The 16,675-nt window shown below is 70.2% G+C and carries 16 protein-coding genes; 13 read left to right on the top strand and 3 right to left on the bottom strand.

What is annotated here, in order from left to right; translation table 11 throughout:
- Positions 1-4 precede the first annotated feature (4 nt).
- Positions 5-1,678, top strand: a complete 1,674-nt coding sequence (locus tag GXW78_RS19560; protein ID WP_211870584.1) for a putative bifunctional diguanylate cyclase/phosphodiesterase — start codon at positions 5-7, stop codon at positions 1,676-1,678.
- A gap of 4 nt (positions 1,679-1,682) precedes the next feature.
- On the opposite strand, the gene GXW78_RS19565 is transcribed toward GXW78_RS19560, so the two are convergent.
- From GXW78_RS19565 to GXW78_RS19575, 3 genes are all read right to left on the bottom strand, one after another.
- Positions 1,683-2,393 (bottom strand): HD-GYP domain-containing protein, encoded by a 711-nt coding sequence (locus GXW78_RS19565; RefSeq protein WP_211870585.1) that lies wholly within the window; start codon positions 2,391-2,393, stop codon positions 1,683-1,685.
- A 64-nt stretch (positions 2,394-2,457) separates the two neighbouring features.
- Positions 2,458-3,615, bottom strand: a complete 1,158-nt coding sequence (locus GXW78_RS19570; RefSeq protein ID WP_211870586.1) for a bifunctional 2-C-methyl-D-erythritol 4-phosphate cytidylyltransferase/2-C-methyl-D-erythritol 2,4-cyclodiphosphate synthase — start codon at positions 3,613-3,615, stop codon at positions 2,458-2,460.
- 38 nt (positions 3,616-3,653) lie between these two features.
- Complete coding sequence (locus GXW78_RS19575) at positions 3,654-4,043, bottom strand: DoxX family protein (RefSeq protein ID WP_211870587.1); 390 nt, start codon at positions 4,041-4,043, stop codon at positions 3,654-3,656.
- A 150-nt stretch (positions 4,044-4,193) separates the two neighbouring features.
- Here GXW78_RS19575 and dusB point away from each other — a divergent pair, with 150 nt between their 5' ends.
- From dusB to greB, 12 genes are all read left to right on the top strand, one after another.
- Positions 4,194-5,255 (top strand): tRNA dihydrouridine synthase DusB, encoded by a 1,062-nt coding sequence (gene dusB, locus GXW78_RS19580; protein ID WP_211870588.1) that lies wholly within the window; start codon positions 4,194-4,196, stop codon positions 5,253-5,255.
- Positions 5,252-6,388: a two-component system sensor histidine kinase NtrB gene (locus GXW78_RS19585; RefSeq protein ID WP_211870589.1), complete on the top strand. Its 1,137-nt coding sequence runs from the start codon at positions 5,252-5,254 to the stop codon at positions 6,386-6,388. The genes dusB and GXW78_RS19585 overlap by 4 nt, the downstream gene beginning before the upstream one ends.
- The gene (gene ntrC, locus GXW78_RS19590; RefSeq protein ID WP_211870590.1) at positions 6,385-7,830 is read left to right on the top strand and encodes a nitrogen regulation protein NR(I); all 1,446 of its coding nucleotides are present in this window, start codon (positions 6,385-6,387) and stop codon (positions 7,828-7,830) included. The genes GXW78_RS19585 and ntrC overlap by 4 nt, the downstream gene beginning before the upstream one ends.
- An 18-nt stretch (positions 7,831-7,848) precedes the next feature.
- Complete coding sequence (locus GXW78_RS19595) at positions 7,849-10,194, top strand: sensor histidine kinase NtrY-like (RefSeq protein ID WP_211870591.1); 2,346 nt, start codon at positions 7,849-7,851, stop codon at positions 10,192-10,194.
- Positions 10,184-11,602, top strand: coding sequence for a nitrogen assimilation response regulator NtrX (ntrX, locus tag GXW78_RS19600; RefSeq protein ID WP_211870592.1), 1,419 nt, complete (start codon positions 10,184-10,186; stop codon positions 11,600-11,602). Before GXW78_RS19595 ends, ntrX begins: the two co-directional genes overlap by 11 nt.
- A gap of 11 nt (positions 11,603-11,613) precedes the next feature.
- Positions 11,614-12,486 carry a D-amino-acid transaminase gene (locus tag GXW78_RS19605; RefSeq protein WP_211870593.1) on the top strand — a complete coding sequence of 291 codons (873 nt, stop codon included), beginning with the start codon at positions 11,614-11,616 and terminating at the stop codon, positions 12,484-12,486.
- Complete coding sequence (locus GXW78_RS19610) at positions 12,483-12,899, top strand: ester cyclase (RefSeq protein ID WP_211870594.1); 417 nt, start codon at positions 12,483-12,485, stop codon at positions 12,897-12,899. Before GXW78_RS19605 ends, GXW78_RS19610 begins: the two co-directional genes overlap by 4 nt.
- Positions 12,896-13,546, top strand: a complete 651-nt coding sequence (locus GXW78_RS19615; RefSeq protein WP_211870595.1) for an HAD family hydrolase — start codon at positions 12,896-12,898, stop codon at positions 13,544-13,546. Before GXW78_RS19610 ends, GXW78_RS19615 begins: the two co-directional genes overlap by 4 nt.
- A 91-nt stretch (positions 13,547-13,637) precedes the next feature.
- Positions 13,638-13,976, top strand: a complete 339-nt coding sequence (gene hfq, locus GXW78_RS19620) for an RNA chaperone Hfq (protein ID WP_211870596.1) — start codon at positions 13,638-13,640, stop codon at positions 13,974-13,976.
- Positions 13,948-15,279, top strand: a complete 1,332-nt coding sequence (gene hflX / locus GXW78_RS19625; RefSeq protein ID WP_338147794.1) for a GTPase HflX — start codon at positions 13,948-13,950, stop codon at positions 15,277-15,279. Before hfq ends, hflX begins: the two co-directional genes overlap by 29 nt.
- Positions 15,276-16,103, top strand: coding sequence for an inositol monophosphatase family protein (locus GXW78_RS19630; protein WP_211870597.1), 828 nt, complete (start codon positions 15,276-15,278; stop codon positions 16,101-16,103). Before hflX ends, GXW78_RS19630 begins: the two co-directional genes overlap by 4 nt.
- Positions 16,100-16,636 carry a transcription elongation factor GreB gene (greB, locus tag GXW78_RS19635; protein ID WP_338147795.1) on the top strand — a complete coding sequence of 179 codons (537 nt, stop codon included), beginning with the start codon at positions 16,100-16,102 and terminating at the stop codon, positions 16,634-16,636. The genes GXW78_RS19630 and greB overlap by 4 nt, the downstream gene beginning before the upstream one ends.
- Positions 16,637-16,675 lie beyond the last annotated feature (39 nt).

The following is a 16,675-nucleotide window of genomic DNA, read 5'->3' on the forward strand; positions in this document are numbered from 1 at the left end:
CAGCATGGACGGGATGACGGATGCCGAGGCCGACAGGGCCCCGAGGACGCCTTCGCCCGTCGCCGGTACGGATGACGGCCTGCTGAGCTTCGATGCCGACTTGCATGTCGGCCTGGTGAATGGGCGCGCGGTCGCGCTGTTCGGCCTCTCCCGCGCGGCACGGCAGGCGCGTGGCCTGCATGAGATGCTGGAAGCAAGCCCGCGCCTCGACCGTGATGCGGTGGCCGGGCTGCTGGCCGCCTGCCTCGCGGCCACCCTGCCGGACGGGGAGGAGGTGGCTGACCTGCTGCTGCCGGGCGCGCCGGGGCTGCGCTTCGCGATCCGCCGCGCCTCCGGCGGATCCTGGACGGTGGCAGTATCGGAGGACCGGCGGCTGTCGGCGGATGCGGCCGGCTTCGATGCGCTGACCGGCCTCGCCGACCGCGCGATGTTCGAGGCACGGCTCGGCGCGGCGCTGGACCGTCCGCCACGCCGGCGCAGCGGCAGCGCCGTTCTGCTCTGCGCCATCGAAGGCGTCCGCGCCGTCAACCAGGTGCTCGGCCACGCGATCGGCGAGGATCTGCTGCGCGCCGCGGCGCGGCGCCTGCAGGCGGCGGTGCGCGACGCGGACCTCGTCGCCCGGCTGGCGGGGGAAGAATTCGCCATCCTGCAAAGCGAGGTCGATGCGCCGGATCGCGCGGCGGTGCTCGGCGCGCGGCTCGCCGAGTTGCTCGCACGACCCTATCTCGTCGCCGGCGAAGTCATCTCCGTGGTGCCGCGCATCGGCATTGCCATCGCCCCGGCGGACGGGGCCACCGGCGGCGAGCTGCTACGCCGTGCGGCCATGGCGCTGAGCGAGACATCCAGCGAAGGGCAGGGCGGCGTTCGCCGCTTCAAGCCCGAGATGGACCGCCGCTGGCAGGAGACGCGCGCCCTCGAAGCCGCGCTGCGCGCCGCCGCCGCTGAGAACCGCTTCGAACTCCACTACCAGCCGCAGGTCGTGCTGCCGGAGGGCCGGCTGACCGGCTTCGAGGCGCTGATCCGCTGGCGGCATCCGGAACGCGGCCTGCTGTCGCCGGCTGCCTTCCTGCCGGTTGCGGAGCGGCTCGGCCTGATGCGGCGGATCGGCACCTGGGTGCTGCATGAGGCCTGCCGCGCCGCGGCTGCCTGGCCGGCGCCGCTTTGCGTCGCCGTCAACATCGCTCCGGCGCAGCTCGAGGATGGCGGCCTGCCGGAGGAAGTGGCCGAGGCCCTGCGCCGGTCCGGCCTGCCCCCCGGTCGGCTGGAACTGGAAGTGACGGAGGGCGTGCTGCTCGCCAATGCGGATGCCGCGCTGCGACAGTTGCTGGAGTTGCGGCAGAGCGGGGTGCGCATCGCCATGGACGATTTCGGCACTGGTCACTCATCGCTGACGCAGCTCCGCGCGTTTCGCTTCGACCGGCTGAAGATCGACCGGTCCTTCGTGCAGGACCTCCCGGCCGGGGAGGATGCGACGGCGATCGTGCGCGCCGTTGCCGGGCTTGGTCGCAGCCTGGGCATCTCGGTGACCGCCGAGGGGGTGGAGACCGCGGAACAACTCGCCCGGCTCCGTGCCGAAGGGTGCGATGCCGCGCAGGGATACCTGTTCGGCCGCCCGATGCCGGGCGCCATGGTGCCGGAAGCGACGGCGCGGCTGCTGGCGCCGGCCGCTTCCGCATGACTCGCTACCGCGGCACCGCCTCGATATCCGCTTCCCGTCGGCGCAGCGCATCCAGCACGCGAGGGTCGAACTGGCCCGGCTGGATGCGGCTGTCGCCACCCAGCAGCGCTGAGAGCGCCTGGCCGTGATCCTGCGCATCCTTGTAGGGACGGTCGGAGCGCAGCGCGTCGTAAACATCCGCGACCGCGACCAGCCGGGCGGCGAGGGGGATCTCCTCGCCTGCCAGGCCGAGGGGGTAGCCGCTGCCGTCCCATCGCTCATGGTGCATCAGGGCGATGACAGCGGCGAGGCGCATCCAGCGTACGGTCGCGTGGGCAAGGATGTTCGCGCCGAGAACGGTGTGCTGTTCCATCAGCCGCCGCTCGTCGGAATCGAGGACGTGGCGGTGGCCGAGCACGCCCTCCGGCAGCGCCATCTTACCGATGTCGTGCAGCGCGGCGGCGCGGGCCAGCAGCTCCCGCAGCGCCTCCTCCAAGCCGAATTCCTCGGCGAGGATCGCGGCAATCTGGCCTACGCGCTTCGGGTGGTCCGGCCCCTCGGGATCGGCGAGCGACGCCCGCGCGATCAGTCCTTCGAGTGCTGCGTCATGGCCTTCGGCGAGGCAGGGAATGCGTGCGGCAAGCCCCCCGCCCGGCCACCCAGCCGGGCAGTCCAGGTCGCCTGCGCGCAGGGGTGAGATCAGTCGCTCCATCTTCGTCGCCATCGACGCCATCATGGCGCCGGGCGACGATATACCCGCGAACTGTCTCGCAATAGAGAAAACATCGAAAAATCTCAACTTATGCCGATGGATCAATCGGCGTCAGTACAACCGCTGCGGCCTGCGCCGCGATGCCTTCGCCGCGCCCGGCGAACCCCAGGCGCTCGGTTGTGGTGGCTTTCACGGAGACCGTGCCTTCCGTCACGCCGAGCAATGCTGCGAGGCGCGCGCGCATTGCCGCGGCATGCGGTGCGATCTTCGGTCGTTCGCAGATGATCGTCACATCGGCGTTGGCGAGCATGCCGCCCCGCCCGACGATCCGGCCCGCCGCATGGCGGAGAAAGCGCGCGCTGTCGGCGTCCTTCCATTGCGCCTCGGACGGCGGAAACCAGCGGCCGATGTCGCCCTCCGCCAGGGCTCCGTAAATCGCGTCGCACAGCGCGTGGATGCCGACATCGGCGTCCGAATGGCCGGACAGGCCGAGCGGCGAGGGGATGGTGACACCGCACAGTACCAGCGGCCGGCCGGGCACCAGCCGGTGCACATCGAAGCCGGTGCCCATGCGCGGGATCAGACGGGCGGCGAGGTGAGCTTCCACGCGGGCGAGGTCCTCCGGCCAGGTGATTTTGATGTTGGCCTCGTCGCCAGGCACCAGGGCGACGGGCAGGCCGGCGGCTTCCAGCAGGGCGGCGTCGTCCGTCGCGCTGTCATCGCCGTCGCGGTGGGCTGCGATCAGCGCATCGAAGCGAAAGCCCTGCGGCGTCTGGGCGCGGAACAGCCCGTCGCGCGGCACGGTTGCCAGGACGCGGCCGTCCTCGGCCCGCTTCAGCGTGTCCGACACAGGCTGCGCCGGGATGGCCCCCGGCGCCGCAGCCAGCGCAGTGCGCAGTGCGCCGACCGTTCCGGACGGGATGACCGCCCGCGCGGCGTCATGGACCAGGATGAGATCGGGGGGATCGACGGCGAGCGCCTCCAGCCCCGCGCGGACGCTTGCCGCGCGGGTAGCGCCACCGGCGACCGGCGGCAGGCAGGGCAGGCCATCGAGCAGGGCGGCGACCCGTGCCTCCTCGCCGGCAGCGACGACGGGCAGGATGCGGCGCACGAGGCCCTCGCGGAGAAGGGCCTCGGCCGCGTGGCGCAGCACGGGACGCCCGAGCAGCGGCAAATACTGCTTCGGGATGGCGCTGCCGAAGCGGGTTCCCGCGCCGGCGGCCATCAACAGGGCATCCATGGTCATTGGCGGCTCCGGCCCCGGTAAGGGGGCCGGCGGATAGACTATTTCCTGACCTTGTCCAGGGCGAAGGCGCCGCCGCCGGCGAAGACCAGATAGAGGAAGATGAAGCAGTACAGGATCGCCGCATCACCGCCGTTCAGGACCGGGAACGGGCTGCGCGGCGCGTGGGCGATCCAGTAGGCGGCGGCCATCAGGCCCGACAGCACGAAGGCGGTCGGGCGGACGAACAGGCCGACGGCCAGCAGCGCACCGCCGACGATCTCGAGCACGCCAGCGGTCCAGGCCAGGGAGAGCATCGCCGGCCCCGCGCCGCCGCCCGGGCGGTCAGGGAAGCCGAACAGTTTCTGGGTGCCGTGTTCGAAGAAGATCACGGCCGCGACGATGCGCAGCAGGCCGAGCGCGTAAGGAGCCCAGCGGTCGAGTGATGGCATGCGGAAAGGTTCCCGTGCGAATCGGTGTGCGCCGCAACATGACGGGGCGCCGCGTGATCTTCAATGGATCACTTCTCCTGCACCATAGAGCGGCGTTGCGCCAGCGGTGCTGTTGCTGCGCAGGCGAGAGACGCGTATTCTGCCCAAATCATGAGCAACCATTGCGCGAGCGGCCTGGCGCCGATCCGTCTCGGCGACGCTGTCATCGAGACGCCGGTCATCCTGGCCCCGATGTCGGGTGTCACGGACCTGCCCTTTAGGCGCCTGGCGCGCGCGTTGGGCGCGCCGATGGTGGTCAGCGAGATGATCGCCTCCCAGGCCATGATCCGCACCAATCGTCAGACGCTGAAGATGGCGGAAGTGGACGGCTTCGGCGGTCCCGCTTCGGTGCAGCTCGCCGGCTGCGAGGCGGAGGCGATGGCCGAGGCGGCGCGCCTCGTCGTCGATCGTGGCGCCGCCGTGGTCGACATCAATTTCGGCTGCCCGGTGAAGAAGGTCGCGGTGGGCCAGTCCGCCGGGTCGGCGCTGATGCGCGACGAGATCGCCGCCGCGCGCATCCTGGAAGCCACCGTGAAGGCTGTGTCGGTGCCGGTGACGCTGAAGATGCGTATGGGTTGGGACCACAACAGCCTGAACGCGCCGCGCCTTGCCCGCATTGCCGAGGAATCCGGAATCCGCATGGTTACGGTGCACGGCCGCACCCGACAGATGTTCTACACCGGCACCGCCGACTGGGACTTCATCCGTGGGGTGAAGGAAGCGGTTTCCATCCCCGTCATCGCCAATGGCGACATCCTCACCATCGAGGATGCGGAGGAGGCGCTCCGGCGGTCGGGCGCTGACGGCGTGATGATCGGCCGCGGCTGCTACGGCCGCCCGTGGCTGCCAGCCGTCGTCGCGAAGCGCCTGCGCGGAGAGGCGGCGGAAGAACCGGACCTGGCCGAGCAGAAGCGCATCCTCCTCGACCACTATCGCGACATGCTGGAACATCACGGAGACAGTCCGGGCGTCCGCCTCGCGCGCAAGCATGTCGCCTGGTACTCGAAGGGTCTGCCGGGTTCGGCCGAGTTCCGCGTGGCGGTGAACCGGTGCGAGACGGCGGATGCCGTGCTCGACCTCGTCCACGCCTTCTACGACCCGCTGATCGAGTGCGGTGTCGAGGCGGTGCGGGACGCCTTCCGCGAGGCCGGCGACGAGCGCATCGCGGCATGAAGGCCGGCCTGCTGCGCCGCGCCGTACGCCCGGCTGCCTGGAAGGGGCGGGCCCTGCCGGAATCCGCGGCGATCCTCAGCGCGTTGCCCATGGCGGTGGTCGTCCTCGATGCCGAGAACCGCTTCGTCAGCGCCAATGCGGCGGCGGAGCAGTTCTTCCAGGCCTCCATCGGCTCGCTCGCGCAGATGCGCCTGTCGGACCTGCTGCCCGAGGACGGGCGGATCTTCGCGCTGATCGCGCAGGTGCGGCATTCCGACGGACGCATCTCGGATCACGACCTGCTGCTGGAAAGCCCGCGCATGGCGCGCCGCGGCGTCACCGTCCATGCGGCGCCCCTGCCGGAGATGCCCGGTGCGGTGGTGCTGATGCTCGAGGACGGCTCAACCGCGCAGATGCTGGACCGGCAACTCAATTTCCGTGGCGCGGCGCGGGGTGCCTCCGCCATGGCCGCGATGCTCGCGCATGAGGTGAAGAACCCGCTTTCGGGCATCCGCGGCGCCGCGCAGCTTCTGGAACAGAATGCGAGCGAGGCGGATCGAGAGCTCTGCCTGCTGATCCAGGACGAGGCCGATCGCATCCGCGGGCTGGTCGACCGCTTCGACATGTTCTCCGACCGGCCGACCGAGCTTGCACCGGTGAACATCCATCGGGTGCTGGACCATGTCCGGCGCATCGCGACGACCGGCTTCGCCTCGCATATCCGCATTACCGAGGACTACGATCCCTCCCTTCCGCCCGTATGGGGCAACCGGGATCTGCTTGTTCAAATTCTACTCAATCTGGTCAAGAACGCGGCAGAGGCGGTCGATCCGACCCAGGGGGAAATCGCCCTGTCCACCGCCTACCAGCACGGCGTGCGCATCGCCGTGCCCGGTTCTACCGACCGCGTGCACCTGCCACTGCAGGTGAGCGTCCGCGACAATGGCCCGGGAATCGCGGAGGAAGTCCGCGGCACGCTTTTTGAACCCTTCGTTTCCACGAAGCGGGGGGGACAGGGGCTCGGCCTCGCGCTCGCGGCGAAACTCGTGGCGGACCAGGGCGGGCTGATCGAATGCGACAGCCGCCCGGGCCGCACGGTGTTCCGTCTTTCCATGCCTGCGCCCCCGCCGGGAAGCCTCGGGACTACTCAATGACTGAACCTCGGACCATCCTGATTGCCGATGACGACCGCGCCATCCGAACGGTGCTGAGCCAGGCGCTCGCCCGCTCCGGTTATCAGGTGCGGGCGACATCCTCGGCCGCCACGCTGTGGCGCTGGGTGGAGGATGGGGAAGGCGACCTTGTCATCACCGACGTGGTGATGCCGGACGAGAACGGGCTCGACCTCGTGCCGCGCATCAGGCGCGTGCGACCGGAGCTGCGCGTGGTCGTGATGTCGGCTCAGTCGACCTTCGCCACGGCCATGAAGGCGACCCAGCGTGGCGCCTTCGAATACCTGCCGAAGCCTTTCGACCTGAAGGAGTTGCTCGCGGTCGTCGAACGCGCGCTCGCCGCCCCGGCCGAACCGGCGGCGGCGGACGACAATGAGCAGCAGGGCGAGAAGCTGCCCCTGGTTGGCCGCTCGGCGGCGATGCAGGAGATCTATCGGACCGTAGCGCGTCTGACCGCGACCGACCTGACCGTGATGATCACGGGCGAGTCCGGCACGGGCAAGGAACTCGTGGCCCGCGCCCTGCACGATTACGGCAAGCGCCGCTCAGGCCCCTTCGTCGCGATCAACATGGCGGCGATCCCGCGCGAGCTGATCGAGGCCGAGCTGTTCGGCCATGAGCGCGGCGCCTTCACCGGCGCGCTGAACCGCGGCATCGGCCGCTTCGAGCAGGCCGCCGGCGGCACGCTGTTCCTCGACGAGATCGGCGACATGCCGCCCGAGGCCCAGACCCGCCTGCTGCGCGTGCTGCAGGAAGGCGAGTTCACCACCGTCGGCGGCCGCCAGCCGATCAAGGCCAATGTCCGCATCGTCGCGGCGACGCATCGCGACCTGCGCCAACTCATCCGCCAGGGGCTGTTCCGCGAGGACCTGTTCTATCGCCTGAACGTCGTGCCCATCCGCCTGCCGCCGCTGCGCGAGCGGATCGAGGACATCCCGCTGCTGGCGCGCCACTTCCTGGACCGCGCCCGTGCGTCGGGCCTGCCGGGCAAGCAGCTCTCCTCGGAGGCGCTCGAGGGCCTGAAGGCCCATGCCTGGCCGGGCAATGCGCGCGAGCTCGAGAACCTGATGCGGCGCCTCGCGGCGCTCTATCCCCAGGAAGTGATCGGTGGCGATGCGGTCGGGGCGGAGCTCGCGGAAGCGGTGCAGCCCGCCGGACCCGACGGCCAGTCCCAGCCGGCCACGCTGGAACAGGCGGTCGAACGCCATCTCCAGGGCTTCATGGCCGCGCACAAGGACGGCATGCCGGTGCGCGACCTGTATGAGCGCGTGCTGGCTGAGGTCGAACGGCCGCTTCTGAGACTCGCCCTCGGTGCTACAAGGGGCAACCAGATCAAGGCGGCAGCCATGCTCGGCCTCAATCGCAACACGCTGCGCAAGAAGATCCGCGAGCTTGAACTGCCCGTGGTGCGTGGCCTGTCCTGACCATGCGAAGGCCCTGATATGACGGGCCTGTTCCGGCGCCGCGGCGGGGCGCGGCCGGCGTCCCGTGCGCTGCCTGCGGCGGTAGGGACCGCGCCCGTCGCGCCGTCCTGGGGAAGCCGCGCGGCGCAGCTTCTGCAGGGCGGCAACGTGACGATCGGGCTTGCCGTGGTCGCGCTGATGCTCGGCCTCGCCACCTTCATGCTGCTGTCGGGCGGCACGCCGCTGGGGCCGACCAGCCCTGGCAGCGTGGTCGGCATCATCCTCGCGAATCTCACCGTTCTGCTGCTGCTCGCCGCATCCCTGTCGGCGCGGCTCGTGCGGATGTGGGTGGAACGGCGCCGCGGCTCGGCGGGTTCGCGGCTGCATGTACGCCTGGTGCTGCTGTTCGGCGTCGTGGCGGTGGTGCCGGCAATCTTCGTGGCCGGCTTCTCCGCGGTGTTCTTCAACCTCGGCATCCAGTCCTGGTTCTCCGACCGGGTGCGCAACACGCTCGAAGCCTCCCTCGTCGCCTCGCGCGCCTATCTGGAGGAACACCGCAACACGATCCGCGCCGACATCCTCGCGATCGCGAACGACCTGAACCGCGCCGCGCCGCAACTGCTGCCGGACAACGGAATCGCCTTCGCGCGGCTGCTCGCCACCCATACGGCGATACGCGGCGTGACCGACGCGCTGGTGGTCGAGCCGACGCTCGGGCAGGTCATCGCCTCCGCCGGGCTGGCCACGGGCTCGGTGATCGGTGCGCCGCCTTCCTGGGCGATCGAACAGGCGCGCACCGGGGAAGTGGTGGTGTTCCCGGGCGAGGGCGGGGAAGGGCGCGTCCGCGCCCTGGTCACCCTCAACTTCCCCCCCGTGCCGAACGTGCCGCCCGGGCTGATGCTGCTGATCAGCCGCCCGGTCGATCCCGGTGTGCTGGAGCACATGCGCACGACCGAACTGGCCTTCCAGGAATATGACCGGCTGGATCGCAACCAGGGCGATCTGCAGATCACCTTCGCGCTTATCTTCGGCATCGCGACGCTGCTGGTGCTGCTCGGGGCCGTGCTGCTCGGCCTGCTGATCGCCAACCGGATCGCGTGGCCGATTGCCCGGCTGATCACCGCCGCCGAGCGGGTTCGGGCCGGCGACCTGTCCACCCGCGTGCAGGAAGGGGATGCGGATGACGAGGTCGCCTCGCTCTCCCGCGCGTTCAACCGCATGACCAACCAGCTTGGGGCGCAGCGGGGGGAGCTGATGGAGGCGTATCGCCAGATCGACGAGCGGCGCCGCTTCACGGAAACGGTCCTGTCTGGGGTCTCGGCCGGCGTCGTCGGCCTCGATGCGGAGGGGAGGGTGAACCTGCCGAACCGCTCGGCCTCGGCGCTGCTCGGCGTGGATCTCGACGCGGCGATCGGTCTGCCGCTGGCCGGCGTCGCGCCCGAATTCGCTCCGTTGATCGAGGCGGTGCGTGCCCAGCCCGACCGCCCGCAGACCGCCGAGATCCGTTCGGGTCCGCCGGCGGCCCGGCGCACGCTGATCGTCCGCCTGGGCGCCGAGACACAGGGCGGGCGCGTGGACGGCTTCGTGCTCACCTTCGATGACGTGACGGAACTCGTCTCGGCACAGCGCAAGGCCGCCTGGGCGGACGTCGCCCGGCGCATCGCGCATGAGATCAAGAATCCGTTGACGCCGATCCAGCTCTCGGCCGAGCGGCTGAAGCGCCGCTACCTCAAGCAGATCAGCGACGATCCGGACACCTTCCGCCAATGCACCGACACGATCGTGCGACAGGTCGGCGACATTGGCCGGATGGTCGATGAATTTTCCGCCTTCGCGCGCATGCCGCAGCCGGTGATCAAACCCGAGGACGCCAACCAGTTGCTGCGCGAGGCGCTGGTCCTGCAGCGCGATGCGCATCCCGAGATCGCCTATGAGACCCGCTATGCGGAGCCCGCCCCCGTCATCGCCTGCGACCGCCGGCTGATCGGGCAGGCATTGACCAACCTGCTGCAGAATGCCGCCGACGCCGTCGCGATGCGCGTCGAGGACGGCGCCCGCCATATCGCGGCGCGGGTCGAAGCGACTCCGTTGGAGGTCCGCTTCGTCGTCGAGGATGACGGAGTCGGGCTGCCGAAGGAGGAGGAGCGGGACCGCCTCGCCGAGCCCTATGTCACGCACAAACCTAAAGGAACCGGACTTGGCCTTGCCATCGTGAAGAAGATCATGGAGGACCATGGCGGCAGGCTGGCCCTGGAGGATCGTGACGACGGGCCAGGCGCGCGGGTTGCCCTGATCCTGCCACTCAGGGCCGCTGCGGTGGGACCCGACTCGGGGGCGGAGTCGACCCGGGCCGCCGAGGGAGCGAAGGTCGCGCATGGCGCATGAGATCCTGATCGTCGACGACGAGCCGGACATCCGGGCCCTCATCGAGGGCATCCTGTCGGATGAGGGCTACGAGACGCGGCAGGCGCACAATTCCGACACGGCGATCGCCGCCTTCCGGCAGCGCCGCCCGTCGCTCGTCATCCTGGACATCTGGCTGCAGAACTCGCGGCTGGACGGGCTCGGCATCCTCGAGGCCCTGCACGTCGAGGAACCGCAGGTTCCGGTCGTGATGATCTCGGGCCACGGTACGATCGAGACCGCCGTGCAGGCGATCCAGCAGGGTGCCTACGACTTCATCGAGAAGCCGTTCAAGTCGGACCGGCTGCTGCTCATCGTCGCGCGCGCGCTAGAAGCCGCACGGCTCCAGCGCGAGAACAGCGAGCTGCGCCTGCGCGTGGGGCCGGAGACCGAGCTCGTCGGTGGCTCCGGCCCGCTCGGCCAGTTGCGCAGTGCCATCGAGAAGGTGGCGCCCACCGGATCGCGCGTGCTCATCACCGGCCCGGCCGGCGCCGGCAAGGAAGTCGCGGCGCGCATGATCCATGGGCGGTCGCGCCGCGCCGATGGCCCCTTCCTCGTGCTGAACTGCGCCACGCTGAACCCCGGCCGCTTCGAGGAGGAGCTGTTTGGCGTCGAGGCCGGCTCCGATCCACTCGCCCAGCCGCGCCGCGCCGGGGTGCTGGAACGCGCCCATGGCGGCACGCTGCTGCTGGACGAGGTGGCGGACATGCCGCTCGAGACCCAGGGCAAGATCGTCCGCGCGCTGCAGGAACAGGGCTTCGAGCGGATAGGCGGCGGCACCCGGGTGAAGGTGGATGTGCGGGTGCTGGCCACGACCAACCGCGACCTCGCCGCCGAGATCGCGGCGGGACGCTTCCGCGAGGACCTGTTCTATCGCCTTGCCGTCGTGCCGCTGCGCGTGCCGGCGCTGCGCGACCGGCGGGAAGACGTGCCGATGCTCGCCCGCCACTTCATGGCGCGGTCCACCGAAACAACCGGCATGCCGCCGCGCGAGCTGTCGGAGGACGCGTTGGCCGCCATGCAGGCCTATGACTGGCCGGGCAATGTGCGGGAGCTGCGCAACCTGATCGACTGGCTGCTGATCATGGCGCCGGGCGAGGCCAAGGAAGCGATCCGTCCCGACATGCTGCCGCCGCAGGTGGGTGCCGCCGCGCCGGCGGTGCTGAAGCTCGACCGCAGCAGCGAGATCATGACCCTGCCGCTGCGTGAGGCGCGCGAGCTGTTCGAGCGCCAGTACCTCGAGGCCCAGTTGCTGCGCTTCGGCGGCAACATCAGCCGCACCGCGAACTTCGTCGGCATGGAGCGCAGCGCGCTGCACCGGAAGCTGAAATTCCTCGGTGTCCAGGCCGAGGACCGCGCCGGCCCCTCGGGCACCGCCGGCACCGCCTGAAGGACTTCCGCATGTCCCGCATCGCCTATGTGAACGGGCGCTACCGCCCGCAATCCGACGCCAGCGTGAACATCGAGGATCGCGGCTACCAGTTCGGGGACGGCGTCTACGAGGTGGTGCACCTCTACGGTGGGCGCTTCATCGACGAGGATCGTCACCTCGGGCGGCTGGAACGTTCGCTCCGCGAGATGCGCCTGCCCATGCCGATGGCGCGCGATGCGCTGAGGCTCGTGCTGCGGGAGGTCGCGCGCCGCAACCGCGTGACCGAGGGGCTGCTCTACATGCAAGTCACGCGCGGCGTCGCACGGCGCGACCATGCCTTCCCGAACGTGCCGGTACCGCCGGCCCTGGTCGTGACGGTGAAGCGTATCCCGCCCTATCCGGCGAGCATCGACCGTTGGGGCGGATCCGCGATCACGCAGCCCGACCTGCGCTGGGCACGCTGCGACATCAAGACGATCAACCTGCTGCCCAACTGCTTCGCGCGCCAAGCGGCGCGGGAGCAGGGCGCCATCGAGGCCATCCTGTTCGACCCGGCGACCGGCATGGTGACCGAGGGTGCCGCAACCTCCTTCTGGATCGTCGATGAGCAGGGCGTCATCCGTGCCCCCGCGCTCGATCATTCCATCCTGCCAGGCTGCACTCGCGCGGCCCTGCTGGCCGAACTCGCCGAGGCCGGAATCGTCGTCGAGCAGCGTGCCTTCAGCCTCGAGGAGATGCGCCGCGCGCGGGAGGCCTTCCTCACCTCCGCGACCTCCTTCGTGAAGCCGATCGTGGCGATCGACGGTGCGCCGGTCGGCGACGGAACCCCCGGACCAGTGACACGCCGTCTGTTCGACATCTTCGCCCGCCATGTGCAGGGCGCGTTGAGGAACGCGGCATGACCGCGGAAGAGCAGGCCAACGCCGCCACGGTGCGCGCCTTCTATGCGGAGCTGTGGGAGCAGGCGGACATGTCCCGCCTGCCGGGCCTGCTGCATGAGGACGTGTCCTTCGAGGGCACCTTCGGCCAGGTGATGCACGGGCAGGAGGCGTTCGCCGCCTATGTCCGCAGCGTGCGGCTCGCCTTCTCCGACTATCGCTGCGACCTGCGGGACCTGCTCGCCCAGGATGCGCGCGTTGCCGTGCGCGTCGGCTTCTCCGGTCGCCACGACGCCGGCACCTTCCTCGACTTCCCGCCGAGCGGGCGCGACCTCGCTTGGCAGGGCGTCGGCTTCTTCACGCTGGAGGACACCCGGATCCGCCACCTCTGGGTGATCGGCGACATGCTCGGGCTGCTCGGGCAGCTCAAGGCGTGACGCGCCCGGCCGCCCTGCTGTGGGACTGGGACAACACGCTGGTCGATGGCTGGGCGGCGATCCAGGAAGGTCTCAACACCACCTTCCGCGCCTTCGCGATGCCGGAATGGGATCGCACGACGGTGCTTGCGCGCGTGCGGGGCTCCCTGCGCGATACCTTCCCCGGCATGTTCGGCGCCGAATGGGAACGCGCGCGGGACATCTTCTACGATCGCGTGAAGTCCTGCCATCTCGACGTGCTGACGCCGATGGCCGGTGCCGCGGCCGCCATCGCGGCGGCGGTGCCCCTGGCGCCGCAGGGTGTCGTTTCCAACAAGCAGGGCCCGCTGCTCCGCGCCGAAGCCGCGCATCTCGGCTGGACCACACAGTTCGGCGCGCTGGTCGGCGCTGGCGATGCCACGGCGGACAAACCCGATCCGGCGCCGATGCTGATGGCGCTCAACGCCATGCGAATCGGGCCGTCACCCGACATCTGGTACATCGGCGACACCGTGCTCGACATGCAGGCGGCGCGGCGGGCGGGATTCGTCGCCGTGCTGCTGGGTGATGCGTCCCATGACGGCGGCGTCGCGGCCGCCGCGCCCGATCTGCACTTCATGAATGGTGATGCGCTCGCGCGGCACCTGCTTGCCCTTGCCAAGGGCTGACGCTGCGGCGACAAGGGCGGGGCCGGCGGCCGGAAATGGTTTTCGCCGGTCCGCCCCTGGTCGGTGACCAGCAAAAAGAAGGACCGGTCAGATGGCCGCCGAGAAGTCCCAGAACGTGCAGGACGTGTTCCTGAACCACGTTCGCAAATCCAAGACCCCCGTGACGATCTTCCTGGTCAATGGCGTGAAGCTGCAGGGAATCATCACCTGGTTCGACAATTTCTCGGTGCTGCTGCGCCGGGATGGTCATACCCAGCTGGTCTACAAGCACGCGATCAGCACCGTAATGCCGGGCGCCCCGATCATGCTGTTCGATGCGACCGCCCAGGGCGCGGCAGCCGGTGCGGCAGCCCCCGCCGGCGCGGCGCCGCCATCGGAGACGCGCATGACCCTGACTCGTAGTGAGGTACCCCCTGACGGCGGCAACTGACGAGACCGGCGGCCAGCCTACCCGTGCCGCCGTCATCCTGCCCTTCGAGAAGCCGAGCCGCGTCGCCATCGGCGATGCGGGCGGCCAGCGGGCTGCCGAAGCCCGGCTCGCGGAAGCGGTCGGCCTCGCGGCGTCGATCGGCGTCGCGATCGTCCATTCCGCGGTGCATCCGCTGCGTGAGCGCCGGCCTTCGACCCTGATGGGCGAGGGCCAGGTCGAGATCATCGGCCGTGCGCTGAAGGAGCAGGAGGTCGGCGTCGTCGTCGTCGATGCGTCGCTGACGCCCGTGCAGCAGCGCAACCTCGAACGCGCCTGGGGCTGCAAGGTCATCGACCGCACCGGGCTGATCCTCGAGATCTTCGGCGAGCGTGCCGCGACCAAGGAAGGCACGCTGCAGGTCGAGCTCGCGCATCTGGAATATCAGCGCACGCGGCTGGTGCGGTCCTGGACCCACCTGGAACGGCAGCGCGGCGGCTTCGGCTTCCTCGGCGGTCCCGGCGAATCGCAGATCGAGATCGACCGCCGGCTGATCGGCGACCGCATCGTGAAGCTGAAGAAGGAACTGGAGCAGGTGCGCCGCACCCGCGGCCTGCACCGCAGCGCCCGGGCGCGCGTGCCGTACCCGGTCGTCGCCCTGGTCGGCTACACCAACGCCGGCAAGTCGACGCTGTTCAACCAGCTCACCGGCGCCGGAGTATACGCGCAGGACCAGCTTTTCGCGACGCTGGACCCGACGATGCGGGCGATCCGACTGCCATCGGGGCGCACAGCGATCCTGTCGGATACGGTCGGCTTCATCTCCGACCTGCCGACGCAGCTCGTCGAAGCGTTCCGCGCGACGCTCGAGGAAGTCGCCGCGGCCGACATCATTCTTCATGTCCGCGACATCGCGCACCCGGATAGCGCGGCGCAGCGCGCCGACGTGCTCGGCGTGATGGCGGAGATGGCCGAAGGCCCGAATGCCAGCCTGGAAGCCGGCTGGGAGGGGCGCATCATCGAGGTGCTGAACAAGGCCGACCTGCTTGGGGGCGTCGATTCCGTCGCGCGCCGCGTGCCGGGCGCGGTCTCGGTTTCCGCGCTGACCGGAGAAGGCCTGGAGGAACTGCGCCGCGCCATCGATACGCGCCTGTCCGCCGGCATGGAGACGATCGAAGTGACGCTGCCCGGTTCCGACGGGGCGGGGCTCGCCTGGCTGTACCAGCATGGCGAGGTGCTGGCCCGGGAGGATGACGACGACGGTGTGCGGCTGACGGTGCGCCTTTCCCCCGCCGACCGTGCCCGCTTCGATGGGCGGGGCGCATGATCGGGGCAGCGCGCGCGGCCGAGGTCGCCACCCTGCTGCGGGAGGCATCGCGCCGCGAGATCCTGCCGCGCTTCCGCCGGTTGGCGCAGGGGGCGGTGCGCGCCAAGTCGGGGCCGCTCGACCTCGTCACCGATGCCGACGAGGCGGCAGAACGGATGATCGAGGCCGGACTCGCCCGATTGTTTCCTGGCTGCGCGGTGGTGGGGGAGGAAGCCGCCGCCGCTGACCCCACGATCATGGACCGGCTCGCCGATGCCGACCTCGCCTTCGTGGTCGATCCGGTGGACGGCACGGCGAATTTCGCCGCCGGCCTGCCGGTCTTCGCCTGCATGGCGGCCGCGGTTGCGAAGGGGGAGGTGATCGGCGCCTGGATCCATGATCCGCTCGGCGACGACACCGCCATCGCGCTGCGCGGGCAGGGGGCCTGGATCGCCGATCCCGACGGGCGGCCCACGGCCGACTTGCGCGTCGCGGCCCCGGTGCCGCTGGAGCAGATGGTCGGCGCGATTTCCTGGACCTTCCTGCCGCCTCCGCTGCGTGCGCAGGTGACGGCACGCTTCCCCCTGTTCGCCGGCGTCGTCGGCTATCGCTGCGCCGCGCATGAATACCGCTGGGCAGCGGGCGGCCATGGGCACGTGCTGTTCTACAATCGGCTGATGCCCTGGGACCATCTGCCCGGCTGGCTGCTGCACCGGGAGGCCGGTGGCCATGCCGCCCGTTTCGACGGCAGCCCGTACCTGCCCACGCATCGCGATGGCGGGCTGATCTGCGCGCCGGACCGCGACAGCTGGGAGGCCGTTCGGCACGCGCTGCTCGACCCGTGAGCGAGGATGACGAGGAAGGGGAGGACGGGCCGCCCGGCCTGCCGCCCGGCACACCATTCTACATGACGCCCGCCGGCGCGGCGGCCCTGCGCGAGGAGGTGCGGGCGCTGTGGGAGGATGAACGCCCGAAAGTGGTCGAGATCGTCTCCTGGGCAGCCTCCCTTGGCGACCGGTCGGAGAATGCGGACTACCAGTACGGCAAGCGCCGGCTGCGCCAGATCGACGGCCGCGTGCGCTTCCTGCGCCGGCGGCTGGATCGCGTGCAGGTGGTGGACCCGGCGGCGCAGGCGAAGCGCGACCAGGTCTTCTTCGGGGCCACCGTGACCTATGCGCGGATGTCCGACGATGCAGAGGTGACCATCCGCATCGTCGGGGTGGATGAGGCGGACGCCGACCGCGGGGATGTGTCCTGGGTGGCGCCGGTGGCGCGTGCGCTGCTTGGCGCCCGCGTGGGCGATCTGCGGAAGCTTCGCATTCCTGCGGGGAGCGAGGAGATCGAGGTGGTGGCGATCACCTACCCGACCGCGTCATGAAACCCACCCTTAGCGCGATTGTCATGTAGGGTCATTCCA

This window comes from Neoroseomonas terrae (genome assembly GCF_018129025.1).
Classification (GTDB): domain Bacteria; phylum Pseudomonadota; class Alphaproteobacteria; order Acetobacterales; family Acetobacteraceae; genus Neoroseomonas; species Neoroseomonas terrae.

Coding starts and splice junctions, on each gene's coding strand:
- GXW78_RS19560 (WP_211870584.1), top strand. CDS start 5: ATGGACGGGATGACGGATGCCGAGGCCGACAGGGCCCCGAGGACGCCT.
- GXW78_RS19565 (WP_211870585.1), bottom strand. CDS start 2,393: ATGATGGCGTCGATGGCGACGAAGATGGAGCGACTGATCTCACCCCTG.
- GXW78_RS19570 (WP_211870586.1), bottom strand. CDS start 3,615: ATGACCATGGATGCCCTGTTGATGGCCGCCGGCGCGGGAACCCGCTTC.
- GXW78_RS19575 (WP_211870587.1), bottom strand. CDS start 4,043: ATGCCATCACTCGACCGCTGGGCTCCTTACGCGCTCGGCCTGCTGCGC.
- dusB (WP_211870588.1), top strand. CDS start 4,194: ATGAGCAACCATTGCGCGAGCGGCCTGGCGCCGATCCGTCTCGGCGAC.
- GXW78_RS19585 (WP_211870589.1), top strand. CDS start 5,252: ATGAAGGCCGGCCTGCTGCGCCGCGCCGTACGCCCGGCTGCCTGGAAG.
- ntrC (WP_211870590.1), top strand. CDS start 6,385: ATGACTGAACCTCGGACCATCCTGATTGCCGATGACGACCGCGCCATC.
- GXW78_RS19595 (WP_211870591.1), top strand. CDS start 7,849: ATGACGGGCCTGTTCCGGCGCCGCGGCGGGGCGCGGCCGGCGTCCCGT.
- ntrX (WP_211870592.1), top strand. CDS start 10,184: ATGGCGCATGAGATCCTGATCGTCGACGACGAGCCGGACATCCGGGCC.
- GXW78_RS19605 (WP_211870593.1), top strand. CDS start 11,614: ATGTCCCGCATCGCCTATGTGAACGGGCGCTACCGCCCGCAATCCGAC.
- GXW78_RS19610 (WP_211870594.1), top strand. CDS start 12,483: ATGACCGCGGAAGAGCAGGCCAACGCCGCCACGGTGCGCGCCTTCTAT.
- hfq (WP_211870596.1), top strand. CDS start 13,638: ATGGCCGCCGAGAAGTCCCAGAACGTGCAGGACGTGTTCCTGAACCAC.
- GXW78_RS19630 (WP_211870597.1), top strand. CDS start 15,276: ATGATCGGGGCAGCGCGCGCGGCCGAGGTCGCCACCCTGCTGCGGGAG.